This is a genomic window from Alteriqipengyuania triglochinis, from assembly GCF_054655655.1.
Genome location: NZ_BAAHNC010000003.1, coordinates 161,723 through 179,926, shown reverse-complemented (window position 1 = coordinate 179,926; position 18,204 = coordinate 161,723). Strand labels below are relative to the sequence as shown.

Here is an 18,204-nt window from a genome sequence, read left to right as displayed (position 1 = left end):
ACGCCATGTCGCAAGCGGAACCGGGTCAAATCGCGCCGAACATGTGCAGCACCAGCACCGCCAGCGCCGCGAAGGCGAGCACCGCGCCGGGCAGCGTGATCCATCGCCTGCCGACATTCTCTTTTACTGCCAGCGCGTTGAGCGTGCCGAACACCAGCAGGAAAACCACGCTCGCGCCGCTCACCAGCCCGTCGAGCCCGCCCATCACCGCCAGCGTCAGCGCCAGCGCCGCGAGCGCCAGAACCGCCCATTGCGGCGATCCGTGCGCGTTCTTCTTCCCCAGCACATCGGGCAGGCCGCCATCTTGCGCCACTTCGCGTGCCAGCCGGGCGGAGCTGAACAGCGTCGCGTTGATCGCGCTCGCGGTCGAGAATGCTGCGGCGATGGTCACCGCGATCAGCCCCGGCGTTCCCAGCGCGGCCTGCCCGGCGCGCGACAGCGCCACCTCCCCATCCTCGATCACGGCCTGCGTGCCGGTCAGCATCGGCACCGCAAGCGCGACGAGGACATAGATCAGCGCCGCACTGCCGATGGCGAGCGGCATGATCCGGCCCATCAATTCCTTGCGATCCTTCATTTCGTCATAGTCGTAGGCGAGCAGTTCGAAGCCTTCGTAAGCCATGAAGACCGATGCCGCGCCGATCACGATCCCGATCAGGCCGGGCTGCTGCGCGATCGAGAGCTTGTCCGCCTCGAACTGGGAGAGGCCGATCGCGGAGAGCCCCGCCAAGATGGCCAGCTTCACGACGACGATCGCGATCTCCACCCCGGCCGCCTGCCCCGCACCGCGCAGGTTGATCCCGGTCATGGTCAGGATCGCCGCCGCTGCCATCGCCGGTGACAGCCACGCCGGCCCGCCGATCGCCTGCCCCAGATAAGCACCGAAGGTATAGGCATAGACCGCGCAGGTCAGCACATAGCCTGCCAACAGCACCCAGGCGGAGCCGCGTGCGAGTCGGGTGAAGCCCAGATCGCGCAGGAAGGTGTAGATGCCGCCGGCCTCGTCCTTGTCCACCGTCAGCGCGGCAAGCGAGTGGCCGGTGGCATAGGCGACCAGCCCGCCCAGCACGAAGCTGAGCGCGGCCCAGTGCCCTGCATTCGAAATGACGACGCCGAGGGTGGAGAAGATACCCCCGCCGACCATCCCGCCCACGGCGATCGCCCAGACCGCCGCCAACCCCAGCTGGCCGTCGCTTGACGATTTGCCGCTCATTGCGGCGGGGTCACGTCATGGCTTTCGAGGAACCGGAAAATCGTGTTCCACAGATGCGGGCTGATGTTCTCGCCCGATACCCGGTGCGTGTAGCCGGGGTAGAGCATCATCTCGAACGGCACGTTGCCTTCCTGGAGCTTGGCGATCAGCTCGGACGAATTCTCGAACACCACGTTGTCATCGGCCATCCCGTGGACCAGCAGCAGCGGATCCGCGATCTTCTCAGCATCGGGTATCGCGCTCGCCGCCTCGTAGGCTTCGGGCACCTCGCGCGGATCGCCCATATAGCGTTCGGTATAGTGGGTATCGTACAGGCCCCAGCGGGTCACCGGTGCGCCCGAAATACCCGCCGCGTAGAGGCCCGGATCGGCCTCCAGCTGCTTCAGCGTCATGTAGCCGCCATAGGACCAGCCGTAGATCGCCAGCTTGTCGGGATCGACGAAATCGAGCGTCTTGAGATAGTCCGCTCCCGCCTTCTGGTCGCGCACCTCGACGCTGCCCATCGCACGGTAGATCGGCTGTTCGAATTCGACCCCGCGATTGGCCGACCCACGGTTGTCGATCGCGAAATAGATATAACCCTTGTCGACGATCGCCTGCGCCAGCGCGCCCTTCCAGCCACGGTCGACGACCTGCGCGTGCGGCCCGCCGTAGTGCGAGATGAAAACCGGATATGTCTTGCCCGGCTCCATCTCGGGCTTGAGCATCATCCAGTGCAGCGGCGTGCCATCGTCCGCCGGGATCGTGCCGAATTCGGGCAGCACGTGGCTGGCGAGGTAGGGCGCATAGGGGTGATCGGCGCCGAGCGCGTTTTCCTCTACCCATGCAAGCCGCTCACCATTGGTATCGGCAAGATAGCTTTGGGTCGGCTGACTGGGCGAAGAGCGACTGATGAGCAGCGTCTGCGCGTCCTTGTCCATGCTTGCCGAGTGCGTGAAGCCGCGCTCGGTCAGGCGCGTCACACCGCCGGGGGACGCCATGTTGAGCCGGTAGACGTGCTCTTCCAGCACGCTGTCCTTCGTGCCGGTGAAGAACACGTCGCCGGTGTCCTCGTTCACGCCAACCAGCTTGGTGACGACCCAATCGCCGCTTGTGAGCTGCACCGGCCCTTCCCGCGTGCGGCGGTAGAGATGGCCGTAGCCGTCGCTTTCCGACCACCACAGCAGCGTTCCGTCCTTCAGGAAGCGATAATTGTCGGAAAGATTGATCCAGTAATCCTCGATCGCCGCCTTTTCGGTCAGGATCACTTCGCTGGCACCGGTGGCGGGATCGACGGCGAGGAGTTCGAGAACGGTCTGCTCGCGATTCTCCCGCTGGACATAGAGGAAACCATCATGCGCCCAGTCGACCCGCGCGAGGTAGATGTCGGTATCCTCGCCCAGATCGACCTTCACGCGGTTGCCGCCGTCGGGGTCCATCACGAACAGCTCGACAATGGCATTGTCGCTCCCCGCAACGGGGTAGCGCTGGTCGAACACCTTGGTACCGGTCGCGCCGATGGCCGCTCGGGTGACGACGCCCACCGGAGCCTCGTCGGTCCGCTGCACCGCGATCCGCGTGTCATCGGGATTCCACCAGTAGCCGGTCATCCGGCCCATTTCTTCCTGTGCGACGAACTCCGCCTCGCCCCAGCGGATCAACTCGCCTTCCTTCGGCGTGATCGGGTGCGCATCACCTCCGACCGGGCCGACCCACACCTGCCGGTCGCGCACGAAGGAAACATAGGTTCCCTGCTCACTCAGCTTGGGATTGAGCTCGCTCTCCTCGGTGTCGGTCAGCCGCGTGACGGTTCCATCCAGCTTCGCGAGATAGAGATCCCCGTCGAGCGGAACGAGCACCCCCGAACCGTCGGCATTCCATTGGTACGTAATGATGCCCTTGAGGTTGCCGACCCGCGCCCGCTCGCGCTGCATCTTCTCGTCTTCGGACAGCTCGCGCCCCGAACCGAGCGCTTCGCTGTCCACCAACATGCGCCACGCACCGTCCGCGCGGTCATAGGCCCACAGGTCGTAGCGCTCGCGGTCGTCCTCGCGATTGCGCAGCAGGGTGAGGTAACGCCCATCGGGCGAAAGCTTGGCACCGCGCGGGCTGGCCCCGTCGAGGCCGGGGCTCGCGAAGACGCGTTCGAAGGAAAGGTCGCCAGTCTGGCTCGTCTCGGTCTGCATATCCTCGCTTTCCTGCGCCGCGAGCGGCGTTGCAAGCGCGAGAATGGCTGCGGCGGCAAGCAGGTGGCGCATCAGATCGTGTCCTATCCATCGTCATCGCGAGCGCCCCCCATGGGCCGCGCGGCGACCCATGGACCGAACGCCTGACTGTCAGAGCGGCGCGCCATGGATCGCTTCGTCGCCAATGCTCCTCGCAATGACGGGGGAAAATGACAAGCGGCCAACGAAAAAGGGCGGCCCTACCGGACCGCCCTTCTGTGTTTCGCTTGATAGAAAGACGCGCTTATGCGTCTTTCTTCTCGCCCTTGGCAGGGCGCGGATCACGACGTTCGGCGATACGCGCGCTCTTGCCGGTGCGGCCGCGCAGGTAATAGAGCTTCGCACGACGCACGACACCGCGACGGACCACGGTGATCGAGTCGACGATCGGCGAGTAGAGCGGGAACACACGCTCCACGCCTTCGCCGAAGCTCATCTTGCGAACGGTGAAGTTGGAACCCATGCCGCGGTTCGAACGCGCGATCACCACGCCTTCGAAGTTCTGGACACGCTCGCGCGTGCCTTCGACGACCTTCACGCCGACGCGAACGGTGTCGCCGGGGCGGAATTCCGGAATATCCTTGCCGAGGTTATCGATCGCCTCGGCTTCGAGCTGCTGAATCAGGTTCATTGGTCCTGGTCCTTCGTTTCTCGCTGCGCGCCAGAGGCAGACTGGACCGGAGCACCGACATGGCGCTCCCACAAATCCGGCCTGCGTAACCGTGTCATCTCTTCGCTGCGTTGCTTACGCCACGCCGCGATCTTCGCATGATCCCCCGATCGCAGCACTTCGGGGATCGTGCGCCCTTCCCATTCCTGAGGTCGGGTGTAGTGCGGGTATTCCAGAAGGCCGTCCTCGAACGACTCCTCGGTCCCGCTTGAAGCCGCGCCCATTACTCCGGGAAGCAGCCGAATGCAAGCGTCGAGTATGGCCAGCGCGGCAGGTTCTCCGCCGGACAGGACGATATCGGCGAGGCTGACTTCCTCGATCTCGGGCCGCGCTTCGAACAGCCGCTCGTCAAACCCTTCGAACCGGCCGCACAGCAGGGTGACGCCCGACCCGTCCGCGATCTCCCGGATGCGCGCCTGCGTGATCGGCTTACCGCGCGGTGTCATTGCGAGGACGGGCACCTTCGGCTGCAGCCTGCGCGCATGATCGACCGCCGCCGCCAGCACATCGCATTTGAGCACCATGCCAGCCCCGCCCCCTGCCGGCGTATCGTCGACCGTGCGGTGCTTGTCGGTGGCAAAATCGCGGATCTGGATCGTATCGATCGACCAGCGCTGCTCCTCCAGCGCACGCCCGGCGAGCGACTGGCGCAGCGGCCCGGGAAACATCTCCGGGTAGAGGGTGAGGACGGTGGCAGCGAAGGTCACGGGATCGGTTACTCGAAGGTCTGGGGTGAAATCGCGTCCGGACGGCGCCTGGCGACGAGGTAGGCGATCGGGAAGCCGATTATCGCCGTCAGCACAAGCCCGCCGACGAGCAGTGCCATGATCGGAACCAGCATCGCCCCTGCCGAGCGACCGTCCATCCCGGCTACGAGCGCAACGATCCCCGGGATGGCGGGCAGAAAGCCTGCGACAAGCGCCGAGATGGCAGCTCTCTTGCGAATGTTGGCTCCGGCGAACATCACGTTGGCCGCGAATGCGCAGCCGGCCGCAAGGATCGCCACGAAGAGCGCAACGCCCAGGATATAGAGAACCATCGAACCTCTTGCCCTTTCCGGTGTGCGCTTGTGTCAGGCCATATGCGACGGCCCGTCAACCGAACAGGTCACGGGCGTTGCCGGCGGTCATGCTCAGCAACGCTTGGAATAGCCCGAACCGCCCTCGTCGTAATAGGTGTAGACCAGTTCGCGGCTTACGGGGAGGACGGTGAAGGTCGTCGCCGTGGCGCCGCTCCCGAAGGTCAGGCGGTTGCCGTTCAGCGACCATTTGCCGCTTCCCCCACCCGGAGCGGTGAAGGTCCCGTCGGCGCGCATGACCAGCCGGTCCACCTCGCATGAGGGGCCATCGACCCATTCGCCAACGAAATAGCTCGCGGTGAAGGCGTAGGGCAATTCTGGCGCGGCCTGCGCTTGGGCCTGCGCCTGCATCTGGGCACCCGCAGCGGTCGCCATCGAGAGGGACAGCGCGGCAGTGGCGGCGAAAGCGAATATCTTCATGGGACTTCCCTCCTTTTGCGGCGAGGGCTTATCGCAAGCTCCGCCTCGGTCAAGCGGCCGGGCAGCCCCCGCATCCTCCGCAGCCGCCGCGAACTTACTGGCTGGTCTCGGCGAGCCCGCCAGCCCGCGCCGGCGGATCGGCCCGCGATGCGTCCTGCACGATCAGCGTGCCCTCCCCCTGCATGCAGAAGCTCGCATCGGCGATTTCGCCGCGCAGGCGGACGTAGTCGCCGGGGCCGATATCGGTCTCGCGGAAGCTGAGCGCATAGGTCTTGCCGTCGGGCGTGCGCAGCACAGGGCACTCGACGCCGTCCTCGATCCGGCCCTCGACGCTGACGAGATCGGGCTCTCCGGCCGGACGTGTCCCGGCCGCCGCAGCGGTCTCGTCCCCGGCTCCTTCCGACGCCCCGTTTTGGGTCGCTTCGGGGGTCTCAGGATCACCCGCGCAGGCCGCGATGGTCATGAGCGCGGTGATGAGGATTGCGGTGAATTTGCGTTCGCCCATGACGGGTCAAGGGGCGAAAGAGGTTCCTGTTCCGAGATTTATCCGGGCGCCTCGCGCCATTCTTACCCGTGCTTGCGGAAATGCATGATGCCCCAGGTCAGCTTTCCGGCATCCGCACCGCGCACCCAGTGGGCGAGACCTTCCAGCATCCGGTCGACGAAGCCATCGTCGGTCGAAAGCTCGCCACGCTGCGCATCGAGATCCTTCGCGACCTGCGCATAATGGTTGCGCAGCTGCGGGCTGAGATCCTCGATCCGCACCTTCTCCATGCCCCGCTGCTCCAGCGCGTCGCGGTAAAAGCCGAAGGACGCGAGATTGGCGAGATGGATGCGATCGTAGATCGGCTGGAGGGAGGATGTATCCCCGATCCCGTCCGCCTGCATCGGATCGGTGAAGATGAACTCCCCGCCTGGCTTGAGCACGCGGGCAACCTCGCTCAGCACCGCGCCGCGATCGGGCGCGTGCAGGATGGCGTCCTGGCTCCAGACGAGGTCGAAGCTGCCATCGCCGAAGGGCAGGTCGTCGAACGATCCTTCGACCACCGCGATCCGGTCCTCGAGCCCCGCCTCGGCGGTCAGCTTGCGGTTGCGCGCATTCTCGGCCGGGGCGATATTGAGGCAGGTGACATGGCCCGCATTGTGCTTGCTCACCAGCCGCCGTGCGCCGCCGCCATAGCCGGAGCCGATATCGAGCACGGCCTTGCCCCCGACATCGCCGACGCTCGCCGCCATCGCATCGACCGTGCGGCGGCTCGCCTCGCGGATATCGCTCGTGTCGTCGTAGAGGCCAACATGAATATCCTCGCCGCCCCAGACGGTGGAGTAGAACTCGACCGCGTCGTCGCTGGTGTAATAGTCGCGCGCGGTATCGGTGGTGGCTTCAGTCGGCATAGTCTTTCTCCGCCACGTGGATAAAGAAATCGGGCGCTTCCTCGTCGTCGTCCTGCTGGAAATCGCCGTAGGTGCGAATCTGCTGGAAGCCGACATCCTGCAGCAGGCCGCGCACGTAGCTCTTGCGCAGCGGGAACATGTTGAGGAAATATTCGGAGCCGTCGGGGAAGGTATATTTGAACCGCGCGAGGCTCTCGTCGACATGCTCGGGCTCGGCGGTCACCTGGTCGCCGCAGTAGTAATATTTGTGCTTGGTGCTGAACCCGTCGTCGAGAATGCCGTCGTAATTGCGCTGGTCGATGATGAGGATGCCATCGTGCTTGAGCGCGGCGTAGAATTCAGCCAGCGCGCGGCGCCGGTCGTTCTCGTCGTGCAGGTGGGTGAAGCTGTTGCCGAGACAGATGATCGCATCGAACTTGCCGTGCACATCCTTGTTCAGCCAGCGCCAGTCGGCATGGACGGTCTTGAGCACCAGATCGTGATCGGCCGCGTTCTGGAACGCCATCGCCAGCATTTCGGCCGAGCCATCGGCGGAGGTCACGTCGAACCCGTTCCTGAGCAACTGGACCGAATGGAAGCCGGTACCGGTCGCCACGTCGAGGACGGATTTCTTGCCCCGCCCCGCGAGGATGTCGACGAAGAAACGGCCCTCGCTCTGTGCGCGGGCCTCCCAGTCGATCAGTTCGTCCCACTTCTCCACGAAGCCGCGGACATATTCCTTCTGGTAGCTTTCGGTCGTACGCACGGCGTGCGGATCTTCGCCGTAGTCCTGTGTCGCCTCAGGCGCGAAGGCGCGCCTCTTCGTCTCGGTGCTCATCGTAATCGTCCCTCGCGCGTCGAAACCCGGGCCAGCCTTCGCCAGAAAGCCGCCGGTCGTGATGGGAAGCCTGCCGCATGGCAGGCCGGTCGAATGCGTGTTCGCACGTTAGAACATGCCCGGCAGGGGCATTCAAGCGCGCTGGGGGAGTACCCTATCCTAGGGCAGGAACGCGCGGCTTAGCACCAGTCGCTGCGCATCCCACTCGGGAATCGCGGCGGGTATCAGCGGCGCGAGGAAGGCCTTGCCTTCGACCGGCGCGATCTCGACGATGTCGGTCGCGCCGTAATTCATGACGTCGGCGACGGTGCCGACGGATTCGCCGTCATCGGTGACGACGGGCAGGCCGATCAGATCGGCGTGGTAGAATTCGTCGTCTTCGAGCGGGGGCAGTGCCTCGCGCGAGACGGTGAGCAGGGTCCCGCGCAGCGCGTCGGCAGTGGCCCGGTCCGCGATCTCGGCGAAGCGGGCAATCGCACCGCCCTTGTTGTCGCTGCGGATCTTAATGGTGGTCAGCGTGCCTTCGTTGAAGGTCTTGTGCGCCTTGAGCGCGTCGACCCCGTCGCCGAACAGCTTGAGCCGGACCTCGCCCGCGACCCCATGCGCACCGGTGACGGCGGCAAGGGTAATGCCCGAGTCGTCCCTCCCCGCGCTCTGCGGGAGGTTCGGGAGGGCGGAAGCGGAGGACGCGACACTCTGAGCCGCGCCCCCTCTTCCCGACCCTCTCCCCCGCTGGGGAGAGGGAGATGTCATCAGCCTTCGGCCTTTTCTTCGCCTGCGGCCTCTTCAGCCGGAGCGTCTTCCGCCTTGGCTTCTTCTTCGGCCGGGGCTTCCTGGGCAGCCTTCAGCGCTTCGGCGGCTTCGGCTTCCTTGGCGGCCTTTTCTTCAGCGCGTTCCTTGGCCTTTTCACCCGGCTCGGCCTTGTTCGGGTTGTTGCGTGCAGCGCGCTCGCGGATGCCGGCAGCATCGAGGAAGCGGGCGACACGGTCGCTCGGCTGCGCGCCGACGCCGAGCCAGTACTTGGCGCGGTCTTCGTTCAGCGTAACGCGCTTCTCGTCGTCCTTGGCGAGCAGCGGGTTGTAGGTGCCGATCTGCTCGAGATAGCGGCCGTCACGCGGGTAGCGCGAGTCGGCGGCGACGATGCGGTAATAGGGGCGCTTCTTGGCGCCGCCACGGGAAAGTCGGAGTGCAATAGCCATTTCGGTTCGTCCTTGGTCTTAATCTAAGTCGGTTTCGGTTATTTCTTGGGCAAAAGCTTTTTGAGGTCGGGCGGCAGCTTGCTCATATCGACATCGCCCATGCCCTGACCGTCCATTCCCGGCAGCGAGCCGCCCTTGCCGCCGATGCCGGGAAGGCCGGCCATGCCGCCGCCCCCGCCCATCATCGCCGCAAGGCCCTTCATTCCGCCCATCTTCTTGATCTGCTTCATCGCACGGGACATTTCCTGGTGCATCTTCAGCACCTTGTTCACGTCCTGCACCTGCGTGCCGCTGCCCGCCGCGACGCGCTTCTTGCGCTTGGCGTTGAGCAGTGCGGGATTGGCGCGTTCCTTGGCCGTCATCGAGCCCATGATCGCGTCCATATGGACCAGCACCTTGTCGTCCATGCCGCTGGCCTGCATCGCGGCCTTGGCCTTCTTCATGCCGGGCATCATGCCCGCCAGCATGCCCAGGCCGCCCATGTTCTGCATCTGCCGCAGCTGCATGCGCAGGTCGTTCAAGTCGAACTGGCCCTTGGCCATCCGCTTGGCGAGCTCTTCAGCCTCTTCGACCTTGATCGATTCGGCGGCCTTCTCAACCAGCGAGACGACATCGCCCATGCCCAGGATGCGTTCGGCAACGCGGCGCGGGTGGAAAGCTTCGAGCGCGTCTAGCTTTTCGCCGACGCCGGCAAACTTGATCGGCTTGCCGGTGACCGCGCGCATCGACAGCGCCGCACCGCCGCGCGCATCGCCGTCCATCCGCGTGAGGATAACGCCGGTCAGTGGCACTTCGTCGGAGAAGCTCTGCGCAACGTTGACTGCATCCTGCCCGGTCAGGCTGTCGACCACCAGCAGCACTTCGGTCGGCGTCGCCACCGAAGCCACCGCCTTCATTTCCGCCATCAGCGCTTCGTCGACATGCAGGCGGCCCGCGGTGTCGAGCAGGACCACATCGACATTGCGCAGCTTGGCGGATTCGAGCGCGCGCTTCGCGATCTCGACCGGCTGTTGGCCTTCGACGATCGGCAGCGTATCGACCTGCGCCTGCTCGCCCAGCACCGCCAGCTGCTCCTGCGCAGCGGGACGATTGACGTCGAGCGAGGCCATCATAGCCTTCTTGCCGTGCTTCTCGCGGATCAGCTTGCCGAGCTTGGCGGTCGAAGTGGTCTTACCCGAGCCCTGCAGGCCGACCATCATGATGACGACCGGCGGCTTGGCTTCCAGCGTCAGCGGGACGTGGCCGTCCTCACTGTCGGACCCGCCGAGCATCGCCACCAGCTCGTCGTTGACGATCTTGACGACCTGCTGGCCCGGCGTGACCGACTTGAGGACGCTCTCGCCGACGGCCTTCTCGGTAACCTTCGCGATGAAGTCGCGCGCGACGGGCAGTGCCACGTCGGCTTCGAGCAGCGCGATCCGCACTTCGCGCATCGCATCGCGCACGTCCTGTTCGCGCAGGGCACCGCGCCCGCGAAGGCGGTCGAAGGTATTGCCAAGGCGATCCGACAGTGCGTCGAACATGCTACTCCAAACTGCGCTTACCGCAGTAAACGCGAAAAACGCCGGCGGACGAAAACTCGTCGGCCAGCGTCGGGGCGGTGCCCCTTCTGAAACTCACATCGGGATAGCGAGCTATCCCTGAAACCGGTGGTGGAGCCTAGCGGGATCGAACCGCTGACCTCTACAATGCCATTGTAGCGCTCTCCCAGCTGAGCTAAGGCCCCGTGCCGGTTGTGGGAGGCGCCGTTTAGAAAGCACGGCGCCCCTTTGCAAGCGGAATATCCACCTGCGATACGAAAAATCAGGTGTCGTCGCTTTCGTCGTCGTCACCCTTGGATTTGGCAACGCCCAGATCGTCGTCACCACCCAGATCGACCTCGTTATCCGGCGAATCATCGTCGTCGTCGACGTCGATGTCTTCCAGATCGTCATCGGCAAGGTCGCTGTCGGCTTCCTTGTCCTTCTTTTTCTTGTCCTCTTCCTCGAAGGGAATCGGCTGCTTCGACTTGAGCACCGGCTCGGGCGTCCAGGTGTTCTCGCATTCGATGCAGGTCACCGGATCTTCGTTGCCGAGGTCGTAGAATCGCGTGCCGCATTTGGGGCAGGTACGCTTGGTTCCCCATTCGGGTTTGACCATGATCGAGGTATTCCTTGTTACGGGCGCTGCCGTGCTTGCGCGCGCCGGATTGAATTTCGCGTAAATTGACTTGGGGCCAAGCGGCCTGCGAATCAAGAAGGCGCGCGCCTTGCCATGCGCCACAGCGGGTGTCAAAGCCGCCGCCCGATGGATAGTCACACCTCCGCCCGACGCTTTGCCGCTTCCGGCCCCCTGCGGGGCACCATCGCCGTACCCGGCGACAAGTCGATCAGTCACCGCTCGCTGATCCTCGGCGCGATGGCCGTGGGCGAGACTCGCGTCACCGGCCTGCTGGAAGGCGAGGATGTGCTGGCGACAGCCGCAGCGATGCGCGCGATGGGCGCCGACATCGCTCGCGACGAGGATGGCACCTGGCATATTCATGGCGTGGGCATCGGTGCGCTCCTGCAGCCCGAATCCGCGATCGATTGCGGGAATAGCGGCACCTCGGCCCGCCTGCTGATGGGTCTGGTGGCGAGCCACGGGATCACTGTGAACTTTACCGGAGACGCCAGTCTTTCCAAACGCCCGATGGGCCGCGTGATCGATCCGCTCAGCCAGATGGGCGCCAACTTCACCTCCAGCCCCGGCGGCACCATGCCGCTGATGCTGGAGGGCGCGCATCCAGCCGTGCCGATTAGCTACCGCCTGCCGGTGGCGAGCGCGCAGGTGAAGAGCGCGGTGCTGCTCGCGGGCCTCAACACGCCGGGCATCACCACCGTGATCGAGCCAGTCCCCACCCGCGATCACAGCGAACGCATGCTGCGCGGCTTCGGGGCGACGATCGAGCTGGGCGAGGACGATGGCGCACGCGTGATCCGCCTCACCGGACAGGCCGAACTGCAACCGCAAACGCTCGAAGTGCCCGGCGATCCTTCCTCCGCCGCATTCTTCATGGTCGCAGCGAGCCTGGTCGAAGGCAGCGACCTGATGATCCGCAATGTCGGCATGAACCCGACCCGCGCCGGGCTGGTCGGCGTGCTCCGCGCGATGGGCGCGGATATCGAAGAGGTCGATGCGCGCGAGGTCGGTGGCGAACCGGTGTGCGACCTGCGCGTCCGCCATGCCGATCTGAAGGGCATCGAGGTCGACCCGGAGGTCGCGCCGAGCATGATCGACGAATTCCCCGTGCTGTTCGTCGCCGCTGCTTTGGCGCAGGGCACCACGGTCACGCGCGGTCTGGAAGAGCTACGAGTGAAGGAGAGCGACCGCCTCGCCGTCATGGCCGCAGCGCTCACCGCGATCGGCGCGCGTGTCGAAGAGAACGAGGACGGGCTGACGATCCACGGCACCGGCGGCGAGCTGCTGGCCGGAGGCGGACCGGTTGCCACGCATCTCGACCATCGCATCGCGATGAGCATGGCGGTGGCGGCCCTCGTCAGCCGCGACGGGGTGGAGGTGGACGACACCAGCCCCATCGCGACGAGCTTCCCCAATTTCACGCGCCTGATGGACGAGGTGACGCGGTGACCAGCCGCCTCTCTCGTCGCCCCTGCGAAGGCAGAGGCCCATGCAACGGCCCCGATCGACCGACAGCCTATCTGGATCCCCGCCTTCGCGGGGATGACGACAAAGGGTGTGTAAGCACATGACCGGGCTCGACATCTATTCACTCGTCGGTTTCGTGGGGATGGCCTGCATCATCGGGGCCTATTTCTATCTCACCGCCAGCAAGGCGGCGAACCCGTATATCCTGCACGGTACCAACCTGGTGGGAGCGGCGCTGCTGACCGTCAGCCTGCTGGTGCACACCAACTGGCCCAGTCTCGTGCTCGAAGGTTTCTGGGCTGCGATCGCGATCTGGGGCCTCGCCAAGGCCATCCGGGAAAAGAAAGGCGCACAGCAGCCATGATCCGCACCCTCCTCGCCGCCGCGGCGCTTGCGCTTTCGGGCTGCGCCACGCTGCCTGCAGAAGGCCCAGCCTCCGCCCTGACGACCGAGCCCAGCGCCTACGCCGCGCCTGAGCGCGAGCTGATGGTCCCGGTCGAAGGCGGCAAGGTGTACGTGCGCGTCAACGGCGATCTCGATGCAGCACCGCCGGTGGTGTTCCTCCACGGCGGCCCCGGCGGCACGCATAACGGCCTCGCCTCGATGCTGGGGCTGGCGGACGAGCGCGCGGTGATCCTATACGACCAGCTCGACAGTGGGAAGTCGGACCAGCCCAACGATCCCGCCAACTGGCGCGTCGAGCGCTTCGTCGAGGAGCTGGAGACGATCCGCCGCACGCTCGGCATCGAAGAATGGCATCTGGTCGGCCACAGCTGGGGCTCTGCGCTCGCGCTCGAATATGCCGCGAAGTACCCGGAGCATGTCGCCTCCACCGTGCTGGGCGGGACCTATATCAATACCGAACGCTGGATCGCGGATGCCAACATCCTGCTCGAAGACCTTCCCGAGAGCGTCCAGCAGACGATTGCGGCGTGCGAAACCGATGCTCCTCCCCCGGCGGACAAATGCGCCGAGGCGACCGATGCCTTCTATGCCGAGTTCAACCGCCGCGAACCGCCCACCGCAGCCCTGCGCGCCTATTCCGCAAGGATCGGCGGCAACGGCTTCAACCCGGTGATCTACAACGCGATGTGGGGGCCGAGCGAGTTCCGCTCGAAAGGCTCGCTCAAAACCTACGACGCGGTTCCGTTGCTCTCGAACATCGACGGTCACCGCACGCTGTTTCTGATCGGCCAGTATGACGAAGCGCGGATCGACACGGTGCAGGAGTACGTGGCCCTGACGCCCGGCGCCGAATTCGGCGTCGTCCCTGGTGCGGCACACGGCTTCATGACCGATCGCCCGACGGAGAGCGAAGCGATTCTGCGCGCATGGATGAACAGGATGGATACCCAATGATTATTGCCGTCGACGGCCCCACCGCCAGCGGGAAAGGCACCCTCGCCACCGCCATCGCGCGCCACTTCGGGCTGCCCTGCCTCGATACCGGGCTGCTCTATCGCGCGGTCGGGCGGCGGGTTCAGCTTGCCGACGGGGACCCGGACGATGCAGCCGACGCGCTGGCCGGCGCCGACTTCCCGGACACGCTGCTCGCCGATCCCGAACTGCGCAGCGAAGTGACCGGCAGCTATGCGAGCCGCGTCTCGGTCCATCCCGGAGTGCGGCAGGCGCTGTTCGACCGGCAGCGCAGCTTCGCGCAGCAGGAAGGCGGCGCGGTGCTCGACGGGCGCGATATCGGCACGGTGATCTGCCCCGATGCCGATGTGAAGCTGTTCGTCACCGCCTCGCTCGACGCGCGGACCGACCGGCGCTTTGCGGAATTGAAAAGCCACGGGCGCGACGTCACCCGGCAGGAAGTCCATGACCAGATCGCCCGACGCGACGAGCGCGACATGGGGCGCAAGGACGCGCCGCTGAAACCGGCCGAGGACGCCTATATCCTCGACACGACGGCGCTCGACAAGGACGCATCGATCGAGGCGGCAATTGCGATCGTGAAGCAGTCGGGAAAGGCCCCGCACTAGGCCGTCAGGCCGCCACGTCCCGATCGCTGCCAAGGCCTGAAATGCGCGGAAGCGCGCGGAAGGCCGGCCGGGCCAGCAGGTAACCCTGGATATAGCGGATGCCCAGCAGCCGCAGCGCGGCAAGTTCCTCCGGGGTCTCGATCCCCTCCGCGATCACCGCAATGCCGAGGCGTTGGGCGATGCGGACCACACCCTCGACGATGATCCGCCGCGGCTGCGAGCTGTCGATGCCCCGGACAAGCTCCATGTCGAGCTTGATGTAGTCGGTCTGGATGCGGGCCAGCAGGCCGAGCCCGGCGTGACCCGCACCGAAATCGTCGAGCGCGGTTCCGAAGCCCAGTTCGCGGTATGCGTCGATGATCGACTGGACGTGGTGGGTATCCATCTGCTCGTTCTCGGTGAACTCGAACAGCAGCCGATCGACCGGGAGGCCGACCTCCCGCGCCGTCCGCAAGGTCAGCTGGATGCAGGCGAGCGGCGAATAGACCGCGTTCGGGAGGAAATTGATCGAGAGGCGTGCGTCGCCCTTCAGAATCCCGGCTTCCACCGCACCCCTGATGGCGGCGACCCGGCATTGCTGGTCGAAGGCATAGCGGTTCTCCCCGGTCACCTTCGCGAGCACTTCCGCCGCGCTTTCGCCATCTTCGCCGCGGACGAGAGCCTCGTAGGCGAATGGCGCGCCGGTCTGGATGTCCACGATCGGCTGGAACGCCATCGCGATCGCGAATGCATGCTCCGGCGCCCGGCACCCCTGGCATCCTGCCGTCATCAATGACCACCCTCGTTGCTGGAGAAGAAATTATAGACGGGAGGACCTAAGATATTGTGAAACAAGCGCTCATCCGGCAGGATCTGCGATCGGACCAGCCAGGAGGCCGCAAGCCTCGGGCGCATGCCGGGAGAAACGCCGAAAGTCCGGTTTTTCTTGCAATTCCAGTCGATCCGGCGTAGCTGCGCGCCGTTCTCGCGATCATTAGATTCGTCCAAAGACTCTTGGGAACCCGTGCGGTGGCATCCGGCCCCGGGCGGACACGGCCCTCTTGCCCCGTTGGCCCCGCAATCGTGCGGGAGACGGGTAAAGACCCCGGACAACCGGTGGCCGGTAGCAAACGTAGACTGGGAAACCACACCTGATGGCAACTGCAGCCAACCCTACGCGCGACGATTTCGAAGCGCTCCTCAACGAACAGCTCGGCGATGCCGATGATGGCGGCTTCGAAGGCCGCGTCGTCAAGGGCACCGTCACCGCAATCGAAAACGGCATGGCCATGATCGATGTCGGCCTCAAGAGCGAAGGCCGCGTCGACCTGCGCGAATTCATGCGCGTCGATGACGAACACGGCCTCGAAGTCGGCAGCGAAGTCGAAGTCTATGTCGACCGCGTCGAGAACGCCGACGGCGAAGCGATGCTCAGCCGCGACCGCGCCCGCCGCGAAGCCGCGTGGGATCGCCTCGAAAGCGAATTCGGCGAAGGCAAGCGCGTCGAGGGCCGCATCTTCGGCCGCGTCAAGGGCGGCTTCACCGTCGATCTTGACGGCGCCGTGGCCTTCCTGCCCGGTTCGCAGGTCGACATCCGCCCCGTGCGCGACGTCACCCCGCTGATGGACCAGCCCCAGCCCTTCCAGATCCTCAAGATGGATCGCCGCCGCGGCAACATCGTCGTCTCGCGTCGCGCCGTGCTTGAAGAAACGCGCGCCGAACAGCGCAGCGAACTGATCGACAAGCTGGCCGAAGGCGAAGTGGTCGACGGTGTGGTCAAGAACATCACCGATTACGGTGCCTTCGTGGACCTGGGCGGCATCGACGGCCTGCTCCACGTCACCGACATGAGCTACAAGCGGGTCAACCACCCGAGCGAAGTGATCGAGATCGGCCAGACCGTGACCGTCCAGATCATCCGCATCAATGCCGAAACGCAGCGCATTTCGCTCGGCATGAAGCAGCTCGAAAGCGATCCGTGGGATGGCGTCGCCGCCAAGTACCCGGTCGGCATGAAGCTGACGGGCCAGGTGACCAACATCACCGAATACGGCGCCTTCGTCGAAGTCGAGCCGGGCATCGAAGGCCTGGTCCACGTTTCGGAAATGAGCTGGACCAAGAAGAACGTCCACCCCGGCAAGATCGTTTCGACCTCGCAGGAAGTCGAAGTCATGGTGCTGGAAGTCGATTCCGAAAAGCGCCGCATCTCGCTCGGCCTCAAGCAGGCCCAGCGCAACCCGTGGGAAGAGTTCGCCGAAGCGCATCCGGTGGGCAGCGAAGTCGAAGGCGAAGTCAAGAACGCCACCGAGTTCGGCCTGTTCATCGGCCTGCCGGGCGACGTCGACGGCATGGTCCACATGTCCGACATCGCGTGGGGCATCTCGGGCGAAGACGCGCTGGCGCTTCACCGCAAGGGCGAAGAGGTCAAGGCGATCGTTCTCGACGTCGATGTCGACAAGGAACGCATCAGCCTCGGCATGAAGCAGCTCGAAAAGGGCGCGCCCACTGAAGGTGCCGCCGGCGGCTCGCTGCGTCGCGGCGAAACCGTCACCGTCACCGTCCTCGAAGTCCGCGATGGCGGCCTCGAAGTGCAGGTTGGCGAAGACGGCGCGACCGGCTTCATCAAGCGTTCGGACCTCGGCCGCGACCGCGACGAACAGCGTCCGGATCGCTTCCAGGCCGGCCAGAAGATCGACGCGATGGTCACTGGCTTCGACCGGTCCAAGAAGCCGACCTTCTCGATCAAGGCGTACCAGATCGCCGAAGAGAAGGAGGCGGTTGCGCAGTTCGGTTCGGCCGACTCGGGTGCGTCGCTGGGCGACATCCTGGGCGAAGCGCTCAAGAAGAAGGAAGACTAAGCTCTTCCCGCCCCTCGCAGGGTGAAACGAAAGGCCCGCTTGCGTTCGCGCAGGCGGGCCTTTTCGTTTTCGCGTCGTGCGAGTAGCCTTTCGCGCGATGCATGCCAGTTGCCAGTGCGGCCAGTTGAAGGCGACGATCGCGGACGAAGCGGCACGGCTTGCCGCGCGGGTCATGTGCCATTGCAAGGCCTGCCAACGACGCACCGGGTCGCCCTTTGGCATGCTGGTCTACTTCCCGCGCGAGGCTGTGACCCTGTCGGGCAAGACCACCGAATATACCCGCAGGGCCGATAGCGGCGACGAATCGACCCATGGTTTCTGCCCCACCTGCGGCACCCCCTTGTGGCTGGTTACGGCAAAGCATCCCGCCGGCATCGGGATTGCGAGCGGCGCTTTCGACGGATCGGACATCGCCCCGCCCCACCGTTCGGTGTTCGAGGAGAATCGCCACGAATGGGTCGCCGTACCCGATGGGACGCAGCGCTTCGCGCGCGGCCGTAAAGGCTAGGCCACGACCGTCGAACCCGGCGGCGCGACAGGTCTTGTATCGCCTCCATCCCGCCCATAGCATCGGGTGCATGCAGCCGCCGACCGGATCGAGGAAATGGTCGCAAACGGAAACCTGATCGATGGAGCAGCGCGCAAGATCGTGGAACGCAACGTGCTGGTGGCCGTCGATATCTACGAACGTAGCGGCTACGAACGTAGCGGCGAGCCCGAGCGGCTCGACGTTTCGGTATACTAATCGACCAAGGAGAT

21 protein-coding genes and 1 tRNA gene are annotated in these 18,204 nt (G+C 65.2%); 7 read left to right on the top strand and 15 right to left on the bottom strand.

Features of this window, described 5'->3' with window-relative positions; genetic code table 11:
* Positions 1–25: 25 nt before the first annotated feature.
* The 14 genes from ACYQ0L_RS11070 to ACYQ0L_RS11005 all read right to left on the bottom strand — a co-directional run bounded on the left by ACYQ0L_RS11070 (position 26) and on the right by ACYQ0L_RS11005 (position 11,135).
* Complete coding sequence (locus tag ACYQ0L_RS11070) at positions 26–1,213, bottom strand: APC family permease (protein WP_459789255.1); 1,188 nt, start codon at positions 1,211–1,213, stop codon at positions 26–28.
* The gene (locus ACYQ0L_RS11065) at positions 1,210–3,450 is read right to left on the bottom strand and encodes a S9 family peptidase (RefSeq protein ID WP_459789253.1); all 2,241 of its coding nucleotides are present in this window, start codon (positions 3,448–3,450) and stop codon (positions 1,210–1,212) included. The genes ACYQ0L_RS11070 and ACYQ0L_RS11065 overlap by 4 nt, the downstream gene beginning before the upstream one ends.
* Positions 3,451–3,661: 211 nt before the next feature.
* The gene (gene rplS, locus ACYQ0L_RS11060; protein ID WP_459789252.1) at positions 3,662–4,048 is read right to left on the bottom strand and encodes a 50S ribosomal protein L19; all 387 of its coding nucleotides are present in this window, start codon (positions 4,046–4,048) and stop codon (positions 3,662–3,664) included.
* Positions 4,045–4,794: a tRNA (guanosine(37)-N1)-methyltransferase TrmD gene (trmD, locus tag ACYQ0L_RS11055; protein WP_459789251.1), complete on the bottom strand. Its 750-nt coding sequence runs from the start codon at positions 4,792–4,794 to the stop codon at positions 4,045–4,047. Before trmD ends, rplS begins: the two co-directional genes overlap by 4 nt.
* Before the next feature lie 8 nt (positions 4,795–4,802).
* The gene (locus tag ACYQ0L_RS11050) at positions 4,803–5,126 is read right to left on the bottom strand and encodes a hypothetical protein (RefSeq protein WP_459789250.1); all 324 of its coding nucleotides are present in this window, start codon (positions 5,124–5,126) and stop codon (positions 4,803–4,805) included.
* 93 nt (positions 5,127–5,219) lie between these two features.
* On the bottom strand, positions 5,220–5,585 hold the full coding sequence (locus ACYQ0L_RS11045; RefSeq protein ID WP_459789249.1) for a hypothetical protein: 366 nt from the start codon (positions 5,583–5,585) through the stop codon (positions 5,220–5,222).
* 94 nt (positions 5,586–5,679) lie between these two features.
* Positions 5,680–6,090 carry a DUF5818 domain-containing protein gene (locus ACYQ0L_RS11040; protein ID WP_459789248.1) on the bottom strand — a complete coding sequence of 137 codons (411 nt, stop codon included), beginning with the start codon at positions 6,088–6,090 and terminating at the stop codon, positions 5,680–5,682.
* A gap of 62 nt (positions 6,091–6,152) precedes the next feature.
* Positions 6,153–6,980 (bottom strand): methyltransferase domain-containing protein, encoded by an 828-nt coding sequence (locus tag ACYQ0L_RS11035; protein WP_459789247.1) that lies wholly within the window; start codon positions 6,978–6,980, stop codon positions 6,153–6,155.
* Positions 6,970–7,797 (bottom strand): glycine/sarcosine N-methyltransferase, encoded by an 828-nt coding sequence (locus ACYQ0L_RS11030; RefSeq protein WP_459789246.1) that lies wholly within the window; start codon positions 7,795–7,797, stop codon positions 6,970–6,972. Before ACYQ0L_RS11030 ends, ACYQ0L_RS11035 begins: the two co-directional genes overlap by 11 nt.
* Before the next feature lie 159 nt (positions 7,798–7,956).
* Complete coding sequence (gene rimM / locus ACYQ0L_RS11025; RefSeq protein WP_459789664.1) at positions 7,957–8,427, bottom strand: ribosome maturation factor RimM; 471 nt, start codon at positions 8,425–8,427, stop codon at positions 7,957–7,959.
* Positions 8,428–8,549: 122 nt separating this feature from the next.
* Positions 8,550–8,996: a 30S ribosomal protein S16 gene (rpsP, locus tag ACYQ0L_RS11020; RefSeq protein WP_459789245.1), complete on the bottom strand. Its 447-nt coding sequence runs from the start codon at positions 8,994–8,996 to the stop codon at positions 8,550–8,552.
* A gap of 38 nt (positions 8,997–9,034) precedes the next feature.
* On the bottom strand, positions 9,035–10,519 hold the full coding sequence (gene ffh / locus ACYQ0L_RS11015; RefSeq protein ID WP_459789244.1) for a signal recognition particle protein: 1,485 nt from the start codon (positions 10,517–10,519) through the stop codon (positions 9,035–9,037).
* Positions 10,520–10,646: 127 nt separating this feature from the next.
* Positions 10,647–10,722, bottom strand: a tRNA-Ala gene (locus ACYQ0L_RS11010).
* Positions 10,723–10,799: 77 nt separating this feature from the next.
* Positions 10,800–11,135 carry a TIGR02300 family protein gene (locus ACYQ0L_RS11005; protein WP_459789243.1) on the bottom strand — a complete coding sequence of 112 codons (336 nt, stop codon included), beginning with the start codon at positions 11,133–11,135 and terminating at the stop codon, positions 10,800–10,802.
* Between the two features lie 147 nt (positions 11,136–11,282).
* Between ACYQ0L_RS11005 and aroA the strand changes: the two genes are divergently transcribed.
* From aroA to cmk, 4 genes are all read left to right on the top strand, one after another.
* Positions 11,283–12,605 carry a 3-phosphoshikimate 1-carboxyvinyltransferase gene (gene aroA / locus ACYQ0L_RS11000; RefSeq protein ID WP_459789242.1) on the top strand — a complete coding sequence of 441 codons (1,323 nt, stop codon included), beginning with the start codon at positions 11,283–11,285 and terminating at the stop codon, positions 12,603–12,605.
* 118 nt (positions 12,606–12,723) lie between these two features.
* The gene (locus tag ACYQ0L_RS10995; protein ID WP_459789241.1) at positions 12,724–12,987 is read left to right on the top strand and encodes a CBU_0592 family membrane protein; all 264 of its coding nucleotides are present in this window, start codon (positions 12,724–12,726) and stop codon (positions 12,985–12,987) included.
* Positions 12,984–13,982 carry a proline iminopeptidase-family hydrolase gene (locus tag ACYQ0L_RS10990; protein WP_459789240.1) on the top strand — a complete coding sequence of 333 codons (999 nt, stop codon included), beginning with the start codon at positions 12,984–12,986 and terminating at the stop codon, positions 13,980–13,982. The genes ACYQ0L_RS10995 and ACYQ0L_RS10990 overlap by 4 nt, the downstream gene beginning before the upstream one ends.
* The gene (cmk, locus tag ACYQ0L_RS10985) at positions 13,979–14,608 is read left to right on the top strand and encodes a (d)CMP kinase (protein WP_459789239.1); all 630 of its coding nucleotides are present in this window, start codon (positions 13,979–13,981) and stop codon (positions 14,606–14,608) included. Before ACYQ0L_RS10990 ends, cmk begins: the two co-directional genes overlap by 4 nt.
* A gap of 4 nt (positions 14,609–14,612) precedes the next feature.
* Here the strand turns inward: cmk and ACYQ0L_RS10980 are convergent, their stop codons facing one another.
* A complete protein-coding gene (locus tag ACYQ0L_RS10980) occupies positions 14,613–15,377 on the bottom strand; it encodes an EAL domain-containing protein (protein WP_459789238.1) in 765 nt (254 codons plus the stop codon).
* A gap of 364 nt (positions 15,378–15,741) precedes the next feature.
* On the opposite strand from ACYQ0L_RS10980, the gene rpsA reads away from it, so the two are divergent.
* The 3 genes from rpsA to ACYQ0L_RS10965 all read left to right on the top strand — a co-directional run bounded on the left by rpsA (position 15,742) and on the right by ACYQ0L_RS10965 (position 18,190).
* Positions 15,742–17,445 (top strand): 30S ribosomal protein S1, encoded by a 1,704-nt coding sequence (gene rpsA / locus ACYQ0L_RS10975; RefSeq protein WP_459789237.1) that lies wholly within the window; start codon positions 15,742–15,744, stop codon positions 17,443–17,445.
* Between the two features lie 97 nt (positions 17,446–17,542).
* Positions 17,543–17,953, top strand: a complete 411-nt coding sequence (locus tag ACYQ0L_RS10970) for a GFA family protein (RefSeq protein WP_459789236.1) — start codon at positions 17,543–17,545, stop codon at positions 17,951–17,953.
* A gap of 66 nt (positions 17,954–18,019) precedes the next feature.
* Positions 18,020–18,190, top strand: coding sequence for a hypothetical protein (locus tag ACYQ0L_RS10965; RefSeq protein ID WP_459789234.1), 171 nt, complete (start codon positions 18,020–18,022; stop codon positions 18,188–18,190).
* Positions 18,191–18,204 lie beyond the last annotated feature (14 nt).